The organism is Armatimonadota bacterium (assembly GCA_035527535.1).
Taxonomy (GTDB): Bacteria; Armatimonadota; Hebobacteria.
Window position 1 is genome coordinate 1 of the sequence record DATLAK010000026.1, and the last position, 12,155, is coordinate 12,155.

A 12,155-nucleotide genomic window follows, 5' to 3' on the forward strand; every position below is an offset into this window, starting at 1 on the left:
GGCGCCTTCCTGCCTTTGGGTGTACTGGGGGGCGCGGGCGAGATCTTCTACCAGGGCGTGGGCAAGCTCGACAAGACGTTCTTCTCCACCCTGTCGCTGTTGGAGAGCCAGGGCAAGGCCAAAGTGCGCGCCAACCCGCGGGTATTGGCCACCAGCGGGACGGAGTCAACGATCAACATCCGGCGTACCGACAACTTCCTGTTCGCCGCCGGCACCGATTACCAGGGCAAACCGGTGCTTTCGCGCAGTGACATCTCGGCCGACACCATCCTCAAGATCACGCCGGTGGTGCTGGAGGGCGGGCGCATCTCGCTGAGCATAGACGCGACCGTGGACAGCTTCATCTTCGGGGCGGCGGGCGACCTGCCCGACACCACGCGCCGCCAAGCCTCGACCAAGCTGTTCTGCGACAATGACGAGACGGTAATCATTGGCGGGCTGACGCTGGAGGAAGAAACCTGGCGGCTGGACAAGACGCCGCTGCTGGGCGACTTGCCGCTGATCGGACAATTCTTCCGCAAGACGCGCCGCGTACAGAAATCGAGCGACCTGGCGATCTTCATCACCCCGCGGATCGTGGGGGCGGGCGAGTCCGCCGAGGGGCGATGAACCCGCCGTCCAGGCCCGGAAGGCCCCACCGCGCGCGTCGTAGAACTCTCCTTTGCGCCAAGGGGGCGGCATCGAACTCGGATCACAGCCGGGGGCGGTGCTGCATTCGGCGGCGTTAAGGAGGCCAGTGTGTCATCGTTTGACCGACACTACGAGCGGCTGCTAGAGATGCTGGGGCAGATGGAGATCGTGGACTGCCACGAGCACCTGCCGCCGGAGAAGGACCGCGTTGCGCAGGACGTGGACTTCTCGCTGTTCTTCAGCCACTACTGCCGGGGCGACCTGCTGGCGGCGGGGATGCCGCCGGCCGAGGTCGAGGCGTTCTTCAAGCCCGACACGGCGGCCGAGGTCAAGTGGCGCAGCTTCGAGCCGTTCTACCAGCGCATCCAGGATGGCAGCTACTGCCGGGCGGCGCACATCGCCATGGAAAAGTTCTACGGCATCGGCCGGCTGTCGTCGCTCGATGATGCGCAGGCGCTGACCGCCGCGATGCGCCAGGCCAACCGGCCGGGGCTCTACCACCAGGTGCTCAAGGAAGTGTGCCGCATCCGCCTGGCGATGAATTACGGGGCCGTCACCGACGACCCCGAGTTCTTCGCGCCGGTGATCTTCGTCGCCGAGTACGGGGAGGTCACGCCCGCGGTCATTCGCGGATTGGAGGACCGTCTGGGCGTGTCGTGCGCGAGCCTCGACCGCTACGTCGAGGCGGTGGCGCGGGAGCTGCGGGGCTTACGCGAACAGGGGATGAAGGGCCTCAAGTTCCACTTCGCGTACATGCGCGACTTGCACTTCGCCCCCCGCACGCACGCGGAGGCGGAGGCGGTGTTCAATCGCGTGATCGAGGAGGGGTACGGCTGGCGCGCCTTTTCGCTGGGCTACGAGGAGAGCCGCCCCCTTCAGGACTACATGGTCCATCGGCTGATCGAGATGGCGGGCGAGATGGAGCTGCCGGTCGTGTTCCACTCCTCGCTGCAGGCGTACACCGGGCACAACGCCGACGACGCGCGCCCGTTGCGGCTGTGGAACCTGCCGAACCGGTATCGCGACGTGGAGTTCGTGGTGCTGCACGCCGGCTTCCCGTGGCTGGAGGAGGCGGCGCTGCTGGCGAAGCAATACGCCAACGTCTATCTCGACCTGTCGTGGGCGCACCTGATGTCGCCAGAGATCACACGGCGGGCACTCAAGTCGTGGGTAGAGTTGGCGCCGATGAACAAGGTATTCGGTTTCGGCGGTGACTACTGTGTGGTGGAGAAGGTTTACGGACACCTGGTGATGGCGCGCGAGAACATCGCGCGGGCGCTGGCGGAGAAGATCGAGGACGGCAGCCTGCCCCCCGCGCGCGCCGACGCCTGGCTGCAGGCGATGATGCGCGACAACCCGGCGCGGGTGTTTCGGCTGGCGTTGTGACGCACGACGCTGGCCCATTCACAGGCGAGGGCGCCTGTGCCACCTGGATAGGCGCATCAGGCCGTGGCCTTGGCAAGAGTCCCGTGACTTAGGAGACCTGCTCACGCCCGGCCCTTCGAAGAGGCCAAACATGGCGCGGTCCTGGCCGCGCCGCCGAGGCGGACTACGCCTCCCGCGACCGCCGGCCCCGGCGGTCGCGTTCATCCCAGAACGACTGCCAGCAGCGGCGGTGCCAAAGGAGTCGTTCCGTCGCCGCCGGGTGGATCTCTTCGTAGGCCGCGATAACGGCCGCGGCTTCCTCTTCCGTCACGCTGCGGTCCGCGCAGAGCAGGAGGCCAAGGTCCCACATCGGATCGCCCACGGCGAGCAGATCCCAGTCGAGCACAGATACGGTGTCGCGCCCGGCGACGAGGTTAACCGAGTAGTAGTCGCCGTGCTGCAGCGTGGTCTCTGTGAGCTGTGGCTCGTCCGGCGCTTCGCCGATGCGCCCGCGGTTGGGCGTGGAGCGAGAGATCAGAGCGGCAAGTTCCGGACTCAGATCGGGCAGCCGGAGCGCCTGCAGCCGCGCAAGTACCCGCGCTGCCTCAACACGGTGGGCCGGCGCGAAGGGAGACGCGATCAGCCACTCCGTCACCAGCGCGGCCTCGTCGTGTTCGGCGGCGAAGCCCAGGCACCGCGGCGCTGGCACGCCGAAGCGCGGTAGCTCGTCCAATGCCAGTGCGTGCTTGCGCGCCGTATCCACCGGCCCAAGGCGGGAGTAGTCGTCGAAGCCAGGCGAGTAGAGCTTGAGAAACAGCGACTCGTGGGCCACCGCGCAATTCCATGCCCGGCAGCCGCTAAGGCCTCCGACATCGCGCCAGGAAAGTGGCGCGATGTCACCGCGACCCAGGCACCTCGCGAGCCAGGCGCAAATCACCGCCTCATCGCTCGAACGCTGCATGTCAGAGGACACAATCGCTTTGCAGTTAAGGGGACATGTTGCCTGTGCATCAACACCGCAACGGCCCCCTCTCGGCCAGCCTTCAGCCGTCACATGTGCCGCGAGATTGTCGGGGCCGGCCCCCCATCCTGGAACGATTTCGCAGTCTGACCTCGGTGCAAGCCGGCCCCGGCGATCTGGTGGGCGAAGCTGGGATCGAACCAGCGACTTCTTGCTTGTAAGGCAAGCGCTCTCCCGCTGAGCTATTCGCCCCTTGCCCCTCCGCCGGTGCAGCGACCTCGGCGCTCCTCCTTGTGCCCGACGCCGATTCTACACGGGCCGCGATAACAAGTCAACGCGAGCGGGCCCATCGGCCGTCAGTCGGTGCGCCCCGCGATATCAACCCGAATCCGAGGCGTTGCCAGCCGGTCGGCTTCTCGCGCGGCTTCTCGCGCGGCGTTGACATCGCTCCCGGCCCATGATATGCTCCGGCGTGAATCGTGCGGGTGGAGGGTGCCGTGCGCATATTGTGGCTATGGTTGTCTGCTCTGTTGGTGATGGCCCTGCCGGTGGCGGCGCAAACGCTGGACGAGGTTCCCCCTGGACATTGGAGCTATGCTGCGATTGACGCGCTGACGCAGCGCGGGCTGGTGCATGGGTACGCGGCGGCGCCCTACGGTGGCCCCACACCCTTGACGCGCCCGGAGATGGCGGCATTGACCGCCCGCGCGGTGCGCGGCGTCGGCGAGGCGATGGGGGAGCGCGGTCGCCGCCTCGAGCTGCTGGCCCAGGCCCCGCTGGAGGGCGCACCCCCAACCGCCGCCGAGGAGCCGTGCGCGGCGCCGCCCGCGGTCGCCCCGGAGGACCTCGCGCGCATTGACAAGCTGCTGGCCGAGTTTCGCAACGAGCTGGTGACCATGGGCGCCAAGGTGGACAGCATTGCCGCCGAGCTGGCAGACCTGCGCACCTCGCTCGACGAGACCCGCATCCGGCTGGACAAGGCGACGGACGAGATGATGCGCCATTGCATCTCCGGGTACGCGCAGATGCGCTACACGGTGGAGGGGTCGGCAGCGCCCGCCTCCGAGTTCGCCGTGCGCCGCGCCAAGCTGACGCTGTCGGGCCCGGTGTCCGCGCGAGCGGACTACAAGGTGGAGCTTGACGTGCCGACCCAGAAGAAAGCCGGCGAGAGCATCGTCGTTCTGAACGAAGGCTATGCCGCGTTGGATTTCAATGCGGTTCGCGTGCTCGCGGGGCAGTTCTACGTACCCTTCGGGTGGGAGCTGTTTACCTCCAGCCGGGAGCTTGAGGCGCCGGAAGAGTCGTTAGGTCTCAAGCGGTTGTTTCCGGACCGCAAGTACGATCGCGGCGTGCGCGTCGAGGGCAGCCTCGGTGACAAGTGGCGGGGATGGCTTGCCCTGGTCAACGGCGCCGGCTACAAGCGCGGCGACACCAATGACCATAAGGACGTGGCTGTGCGCCTGGCGCGGGCCGATCAGTCGCTGGAGTACGGGCTGTCGGCTTACTACGGCGAGGACACTAGCCCGGCGACCTCGACCACGCCGCGGGCGGATGCGAAGCGCCGTTTGGCGGGTGCTCACCTTGTCGCCCGACGAGGGCCGGCGGAGCTGAAGGGCGAGATCATCGTGGGCAGGGCGGCGCTGGCCGATGCGATCGCTGGCGGCGACAAGGATGTCCTGGCGTGGACCGTGCTCGGCGGCTATGCTCCGCGCCCGGGCACGCGCCTGGCGATCCGCTGGCACCGCTTTGACCCCGACCGCGACGCGGCGGGGGATAGCACCGACGTAACGTCGCTCATCTGGATGCGGCAGCTCGACCCGGCGGTGCGGCTGCGGGTGGCGGAGGAGTTCGTGCGCCCCGACGCCGGCGGCAGCTACGACATCTTCACCACCGAACTGCAGATCACGTACTGATGGGGTCCCCGATGCGCACTCGCATCGCTGCTGCTCTGGTTCTGCTCTTCGCCCTGACGGGCGCGGCGCTGGCCGCACCGCGGCCGCTGACCCTTGCCACCACTACCAGCACCTACGACAGCGGCCTTCTGGACTACATCCTGCCCGAGTTCGAGCAGCGCAGCGGCATCGCGGTCAAGGTCGTCGCCGTCGGCACCGGCCAGGCGTTGGAGTTGGCGGGGCGCGGCGACGCCGACGCGGTGCTCGTGCACGCGCCCGACCTCGAGCGCGATTTCATTCGCGCGGGCCACGCCGCCGGCCACTGGCGGCTGATGTACAACCATTTCGTCATCGTCGGCCCGGCCGCCGATACTGCCCACGTCAGCTCCTCCCCCACCCCGGCCATCGCCATGAAGCGGATCGCCGAGGCGCGCGCGACCTTCGTTTCGCGCGGTGACAAGTCCGGCACGCATTACCGCGAACTCCAGCTCTGGGAGACGGCCAAGATCAAGCCCCAAGGCGACTGGTACCTCGAAGCCGGGTCCGGCATGGCCGCCACCCTGCGCCTGGCCGACGACAAGGATGCGTACACCTTGAGCGACATCGGCACCTACCTCGCGCAGCGCGACCGCTTGCACCTGGCGATGCTTTGCGAAAAAGGCGACGAGCTGCTCAATCGCTACAGCCTAATGGCGGTCAGTCCGCGGACGCACCCGGGCGTCAATCACCAGGGGGCGATGCGGCTGATCCACTACTTCCTGGCACCGGAGACGCTCAGGCGCATCGGCGCCTTCGGCGCCGAGCGCTACGGTCGCCCACTGTTCCGGGTTTACGGGGCGGCGCGCGTTCCCGCGCGCGCGCAATAGCCGCGATTTCGGCAGGGGCGGCCGGCCTCCAACCATCGAGTGCGCAAACCGTGCACGACATCATCCAGGGGATAGGACAGGCCGCCCGCCTGCTGGCGACCGGCGGGCAGGGGGTGTGGGCGATCATCCTGCGCTCGCTGTTGGTGTCGGGCGCGAGCACGGTGCTGGGCTGCGCGCTCGGCATCCCGGTGGGCGCGGTAGTGGGCTTGCGCCGCTTCGCCGGCAAGCGCGCCGCGGTGGCGGCGCTCAACCTGGGCATGAGCCTGCCGCCGGTGGTGGTCGGGCTTTTCGTGTACCTGCTATTGTCGCGCAGCGGCCCGCTGGGGTTCACGCGCTTGCTGTTCAGCGTCCCCGCCATGGTCGTCGCCCAGACGATCCTCGCCTCGCCGCTCATCGCCGCGTTGACCGTGGCGGCGGTGGAATCGGTGGATCGGCGCGTGCGCGCGGTGGCGCTGTCGCTGGGCGCGAGCGAGCTGCGCGCCACCCTGACCCTGCTGGGCGAGGCGCGCTTCGCCATGGGCGCGGCGGTCATCGCCGGCTTCGGCGCCGTCATCTCGGAGGTCGGCGCGGTGATGATGGTCGGCGGCAACATCGCCAGCCACACGCGCGTCATGACCACCGCCATCGTCCTCGAAACCGGCAAGGGCAATTTCGACCTCGCCATCGCGCTCGGCATCATCCTGCTGCTGATCGCCTTCGTTGTGAACTTCGCGCTCGGCTTTTTGCAGAGGTGGCGGTAGTGGCGGGCGAATACGCCATCCAGGTGCGAGGTCTGACGCAGCGCTACGGTGTGCGCGAGGTGCTGTCCAACATCACCCTCGACATACCGCGCGGCGGAGTCTTCTGCGTTTTCGGCCCCAATGGCGCGGGCAAGAGCACCCTGCTGCGACTGCTCGATCTGCTGGAGACGCCCGCCGGGGGGGAGGTCGTCATCGGCGGCGTGCGCGCCACGACCGGCGCCGCGCCGGCGCTGCGGCGGCGCATGGCGATGGTATTCCAGTCGCCTTACCTGCTACGCGCCAGCGTGAGCGCCAATGTCGCCTATGGGCTGCGTGTGCGCGGATGGTCTCGCCGCCAGCGCCGCACGCGCGTGCGCGAGGTGCTGGAGCAGGTGGGCGCTTGCGATCTCATGCGCAGGCCGGCGTGGGGACTATCGGGAGGCGAGGCGCAACTGGTGGGCCTCGCTCGCGCCCTGGCAGTGAAGCCCGAGGTATTGTTCCTGGACGAGCCGGAGGCCAATCTCGACCCGCAGAACGCGAGCCGGATCGAGGCGGTGGTGCGGGAACATGCCGCCGCGCATACCGTTATCCTGGTAACGCACAACCTGTTTCTGGCGCGGCGCCTCGCCGCAACTACGAGCCGCGCCGCGTTCCTCTACGATGGCCAGTTGATCGAGCAGGGCCCGGCCGAAGATATCCTCAACCTGCCGCGCGACGAGCGCACCGCCGCCTTCATCAGCGGCAAGATGCCGGGATAGCCGAAAAAAAAGAAAGAGAACGTCGCTGGGGGGCGAATTGCACAGGCATGACCTCCCGCGAACGATTGACCGCAGTGCTGGCCCGGCGCCTGCCCGACCGCGTGCCCATGGTCGACATCGCCTTCTGGCCGCAGACCCTCGAGCGCTGGCGGCGGGAGGGGCTGCCCGCCGATGTCGAGCCGGGGGCGTACTTCGGGCTCGACGAGATGTCCGGCGTCGGGCTCGACTGCAGCCTGCAACTGCCCGAGCGCACCCTCGAAGAGACCGCCGATTACCGTATCGTCGTGGACCGCAACGGGGTCACGACCAAGGAATGGCGGGATACCTTCGCCACGCCGGGGCAACTCGAGTTCACCATCACCGATGCCGACGCCTGGCGCGCGCACCGCGAGCGCCTGCGTCCCGACCCCACGCGCATCAGCGACGCCGCCTGGCAGAGCTATCGCGACGGCCGCGCCCGCGACGCCTTCGTCTATCTCAACCCCGGCGAGCCGTTCTGGCGGCTCCTGCGCATCGTCGGGCACGAGACGGCGCTGTTGTGGGTGGCGGAGCAGCCGGAGCTGGTGGCGGAGATACTCGCCGACTACACGGACTTCATCATTGCCAATTGCGACATGACGGTCGCCGCGGGCCTGGAGTGCGATGGCGTATGGCTATTCTCCGACCTCTGTTACAAGAATGGGATGTTGTTCTCGCCGCGGGCCTACCGGGAGCTGCTGCAGCCGCATCACCGGCGCATGGCGGAAATGTGCCGCCGCCGAGGCTGGCCCTTCATCCTGCACTGCGACGGCGATGTGCGCCAGTTCATCCCGCTGCTCATCGAGTCGGGCTTTGACTGCATCCAACCGCTGGAGGCGCGCGCGGGCAACGACGTGCGCGAGCTCAAGCCGCTCTACGGCGACCGCATCGTCTTCTTCGGCAACATCAACGCCGACGCCATGGCGCGCGGCGGCGAGGAGCTGGAGGCCGAGGTGCGGAGCAAGCTGCTCGCCGCCAAGCCCGGCGGCGGGTATATCTACCACAGCGACCACTCCATTCCCCCCACGATCAGCTTCGAGAGCTACCGCCGCGTGATCGAGCTCGTGCGCGAGCTGGGGCGATACGAGGAATAGCCCATGCGACTGCCGCCGCTGATGCCGCTGCGGCAGCGCCTGCCCGGGCGCCCGCTGGCCGACGTGGCGGCGGCGGCGCGCGATGAGATGTCCCGCGCTGGCATCACGCGCGGCCTCAAGCCCGGCGCGTATGTCGGCGTCGCCGTCGGCAGTCGCGGGATTCCGCAACTGGCCGCGATCATCTCCACCGTGGTCGCCGAGCTGCGCGCGGCCGGTGCGCGGCCGGTCATCATCCCCGCCATGGGCAGCCACGGCGGTGCGACCGCCGCCGGTCAGCGCGAGCTGCTCGCCGGCTTCGGCATCACCCCCAGGTCGGTAGGCGCGCCCGTGCGCGCGAGCATGGCGGCGGAGCGGCTGGGCGAGACCGCGGCGGGCGTGCCCATCTGGCTCTCGCGCGAGGCGCTGCGGTGTGACGGGGTGGTGGTGGTCAACCGCGTCAAGGCGCACTCGGATTTCCGCGGGCCCTTCGAGAGCGGGCTCATGAAGATGATCGGAATCGGCCTCGGCAAGCACCAGGGCGCGATCACTCTCCACTCCCTGCGCGTGCCCGGCCTGCGCGATCACATGCCCGAGGTCGCGCGTGAGATGATTCGCCGCGGGCATATCCTGGGCGGGATCGCGCTCATCGAGAGCGGCTGCGGGGAGATCGTGCGCATCGCGGCGATGCCGGCGCGCGACATCGAATCAACCGAACGGCGGCTGCTGCGCGCCGCCAAGCGCCTGGCGCCGCGCCTGCCCTTCAACGAGATTGACGCGCTCATCGTTGACTGGATGGGCAAGGACATCAGCGGCGTCGGCCTCGACCCCAACCTCCTGGGCCGTACGCTTCAACCCGGCGAGCGCGCGGAACCGCGACGCCCTCGTCTCCGCAACGTCGTGGCGCTGCGGCTCACCCCTGCCAGTCACGGCAACGCGTTGGGGGTCGGCCTGGCGGACTTCATCCCGCGCTCGCTCGCCGATTCGATTGACTGGAGTGTCCTCAAGGCCAATGTCATGACCTCGGGCTTCATCCAGCGCGCCAAGCTGCCCCTGGTCATGGATAGCGAACGCGCAGCCATCGCGGCCGCCATCGCCGTCGGCCACAGCCGGCCCCTGCAAGCACGCCGCGTCGTGCGCATCCGTGACACCACCCACCTCGGCGAAATGTGGATCTCGCCCGCGCTTGAGGACGACGCGCGGCGCCTCGGTCTCGAGATCCTCGGCCCGGCGCGCGCCTTGCGTTTCGACCGGCGGGGGCGCCTCGCCGACGTCACGCCGCGCGGATAAGCGCGGGCGCGAGGCATGCTCCACCCTATGTGGCTCCCGCCGTGGGCGCCCCAACCGTCACCCACACCGGGCTCGACCAGGCCATCTCGCCGTCGGTGCGCGTGACGCGCGCGTAGTAGTAAGTGGGTGCATCCGTCGCTGCGTCCTCTGCGGCCCAGTCAACCTCACATGCGTCAGGGGTCAGGGTGAACGCCTCTCGCCCATCACGCACTACCTCCACGCGCGCTATCGGCAGTTCGCTGGCGGCACGAACGCGAATCGAGCGAGGGCCGGAAGCGGATACCGTCTGCCCCATGGGCGCGCCACACACCTCGAAGCGAAGGATCACGCGCACGTTGGTGGTGGCGTAAACGCGGCGATTCCAAAGGGCCTCCCACACCGCCTCGCGGGTCAGCTCGCGCGCCCATACCCCCATGGTGCCCTGGCGACGGGTCAAGGATGGCTGCTGCCAGTCTCGGTACATATGCAAGTCGTCGCCGGGGCGTCCGTCGTGGATGTCGCCGCCGCCAATGAAGCCAAGCTTGCGCCCGCGCGCGACCGCATCAACCACGTGCTGGCCGCGGCGCTCCCCGCCCTGGGGCAGAATCGGCCGCGGGTTGCCGTCCTGCGCGGGACACTCGCTGTTGCCCCATATCGAGTAGATCTCGACCAGCCGCTCGTGCTCGGGGTCATGCAGGCCGTCCCAGTTGACCCCCATTTCCGCGTTCGCGCTGTGATGGGGCACCACCAGCGCGCGGTGCTGCCGCGCGGCGGCGAAGAGCTGCTCCAGATGCTCCATCCCCGGGTCGTTGGCGCGCAGCACCGGCCCGCCGCTACCGGGATAATAGATATTGCGATGCCCGTGCTTAGAGCTCGTCCACTCCACGCCTACAAACGTGACATAGCGACCAGGCTTGTCGAAATCGTTCGTCACCCGCGTGAAGTACTCCCACTGCGCGTCCGTCAGCCATTCGAAGTGATCGGACAGCGCGAACACGTCGAGGAAGCCCTCATGCTGCGCGAAGTGGTAGAGCTCCTCCGGCATGCGCAGGCCGTCGCTGAAGAAGGTCTGGCTGTGCAGGTCACCCCAGTACAGGCGCAGGTCCGGCGCGCTGGCCGTGACTTCGATCGGGTTGCTGCGGCCGCTGATGCCGGTGCGCGGGTCGGTGATGGTGAAGGTGTGGGTGCCCGGCTCGCGGAAGGACAGGCCGGAGACGACGCCAAGCGCGCGCTCGTCGTCCGCGAACGTCCCGGAAAGCGTCTCGCACGCGACCTCTCGCGGGGCGACTGACGCCGGCCCGCCATTGAGCAGAAGCGGCCCCCTCCAGCGCGCCACTACGTTGTCCATGAAGCCGAAGCCCCGCGGCGAGAGGTTGAAGGGGCTGACGAGACGGGGATAGGCCCGATAGCAGCCCGCCGCCACCGGATGCGGCGTCGTTAAGCACTTCAGCTTGAGGTCGAATGCCTCCCCGACCGCCACGGTTGACGGCGCGACGATATGGAAGCCAACCAGAGGACGCTGCTCCATCGAATCCTCCCCGTCATCTCGACACCCGACTACCTCCACTGTCATGATTCGGCGGGCCACTTGCGCCAGCCTTCATCGCGTGCCGTCGTCAGCGTCCGGGTGCTGGCGGGCGCGCGCCCTGCGCTCCGACCGGCGGGGGCGGCTTGCCGACGTCATACCGCGCGGATGAACGCCGCGGCAGGTGGCTGAATCCGCGCTGTCGAACTCCTCACCTTCGCCCTGTCACCCGGCGCCGAGGAGACACCATCATATGACCCTACGTCAGAGGTATCGCGAAGCCCTGCTGTTTGGCCGCCCCGACCGGGTTCCCTTCGCCCCGGGCGGGCCGCGCGAGTCCACCCTCGCCGCCTGGCACCAGCAGGGCCTGCAACCCGGACGCAACTACATGGACGCGCTGCTGGAAATCCTCGGCATCGCGCCGGAGAAAACCCAGTCGCAGGTATCGCCCGGCGTCTCCTTCATCATGATCCCCACCTTCGACGAGAAGGTGCTGGAGCACCGTGACGGCCACTACATCGTCCAGGACTGGATGGGCGCCATTACCGAGATCTCCGACCGCTACGACTACACCTACATCCGCGCCGCCAAGGATTTCGTCACCCGCAAGTGGCACCGCTTCCCGGTGCAAACTCGCGCCGACTGGGAGCAGATGCGGCAGCGCTACGACCCCGCTGCCCCCGGACGCTTCCCCGATGACTTCGAGCAGCGCTGCGCCCGACTGCGCGAGCGCGACTACCCCGTGGGAGTGCACTTCAACGGCCCCTTCTGGCAGATGCGCGAGTGGTGCGGCTTCGAGGGGCTGTGTTACCTCATGGCCGACGATCCGGGGTTCGTGGACGACATGGCGGCGTTCTGGGCCGAGTTCGTGAGCCGCACCCTCGCGCCCATCCTCGAGCGCGTCGAGGTGGACTACGTCGGCATTTCCGAGGACATGGCCTACAAGGCGCACAGCATGATCTCGCCAGCCATGGCGTGCCGTTTCCTCATGCCCGCCTATCGCCGCTGGGTGAGCCAGATCCGGGCCGCCGGCTGCCCCATCGTGGATATGGACTCCGACGGCATGATCGCCGATCTCATCC

General features: G+C 68.3%; 11 protein-coding genes and 1 tRNA gene. 9 read left to right on the top strand and 3 right to left on the bottom strand.

Annotation, left to right across the window (positions count from 1 at the left end):
* On the top strand, positions 1–609 hold a 609-nt coding region (locus VM221_01380; GenBank protein ID HUT73468.1), incomplete at its 5' end, for a type II and III secretion system protein.
* A 129-nt stretch (positions 610–738) separates the two neighbouring features.
* Positions 739–2,016: an amidohydrolase family protein gene (locus tag VM221_01385; GenBank protein ID HUT73469.1), complete on the top strand. Its 1,278-nt coding sequence runs from the start codon at positions 739–741 to the stop codon at positions 2,014–2,016.
* 163 nt (positions 2,017–2,179) lie between these two features.
* Here VM221_01385 and VM221_01390 read toward each other — a convergent pair whose 3' ends face one another.
* Positions 2,180–2,827, bottom strand: coding sequence for a phosphotransferase (locus VM221_01390; protein ID HUT73470.1), 648 nt, complete (start codon positions 2,825–2,827; stop codon positions 2,180–2,182).
* Positions 2,828–3,133: 306 nt separating this feature from the next.
* Positions 3,134–3,208, bottom strand: a tRNA-Val gene (locus VM221_01395).
* Positions 3,209–3,453: 245 nt separating this feature from the next.
* Between VM221_01395 and VM221_01400 the strand changes: the two genes are divergently transcribed.
* Genes VM221_01400 through VM221_01425 form a run of 6 tightly spaced genes read left to right on the top strand, consistent with a single transcriptional unit; the run spans position 3,454 to position 9,569 of the window.
* Positions 3,454–4,869 (top strand): porin, encoded by a 1,416-nt coding sequence (locus VM221_01400; GenBank protein ID HUT73471.1) that lies wholly within the window; start codon positions 3,454–3,456, stop codon positions 4,867–4,869.
* Positions 4,870–4,880: 11 nt separating this feature from the next.
* A complete protein-coding gene (locus VM221_01405) occupies positions 4,881–5,714 on the top strand; it encodes a substrate-binding domain-containing protein (GenBank protein ID HUT73472.1) in 834 nt (277 codons plus the stop codon).
* Positions 5,715–5,764: 50 nt separating this feature from the next.
* On the top strand, positions 5,765–6,454 hold the full coding sequence (locus VM221_01410) for an ABC transporter permease (GenBank protein ID HUT73473.1): 690 nt from the start codon (positions 5,765–5,767) through the stop codon (positions 6,452–6,454).
* A complete protein-coding gene (locus VM221_01415) occupies positions 6,454–7,191 on the top strand; it encodes an ATP-binding cassette domain-containing protein (protein ID HUT73474.1) in 738 nt (245 codons plus the stop codon). The genes VM221_01410 and VM221_01415 overlap by 1 nt, the downstream gene beginning before the upstream one ends.
* A 47-nt stretch (positions 7,192–7,238) precedes the next feature.
* Complete coding sequence (locus tag VM221_01420; protein ID HUT73475.1) at positions 7,239–8,303, top strand: uroporphyrinogen decarboxylase family protein; 1,065 nt, start codon at positions 7,239–7,241, stop codon at positions 8,301–8,303.
* Positions 8,304–8,306: 3 nt separating this feature from the next.
* Positions 8,307–9,569: a lactate racemase domain-containing protein gene (locus VM221_01425; GenBank protein ID HUT73476.1), complete on the top strand. Its 1,263-nt coding sequence runs from the start codon at positions 8,307–8,309 to the stop codon at positions 9,567–9,569.
* Positions 9,570–9,594: 25 nt separating this feature from the next.
* Here the strand turns inward: VM221_01425 and VM221_01430 are convergent, their stop codons facing one another.
* Entirely contained in the window at positions 9,595–11,076 is a 1,482-nt protein-coding gene (locus tag VM221_01430) for a CehA/McbA family metallohydrolase (GenBank protein ID HUT73477.1), read from the bottom strand.
* Between the two features lie 250 nt (positions 11,077–11,326).
* On the opposite strand from VM221_01430, the gene VM221_01435 reads away from it, so the two are divergent.
* Positions 11,327–12,155: hypothetical protein (locus VM221_01435; GenBank protein HUT73478.1), on the top strand; the 829-nt coding region annotated here is incomplete at its 3' end.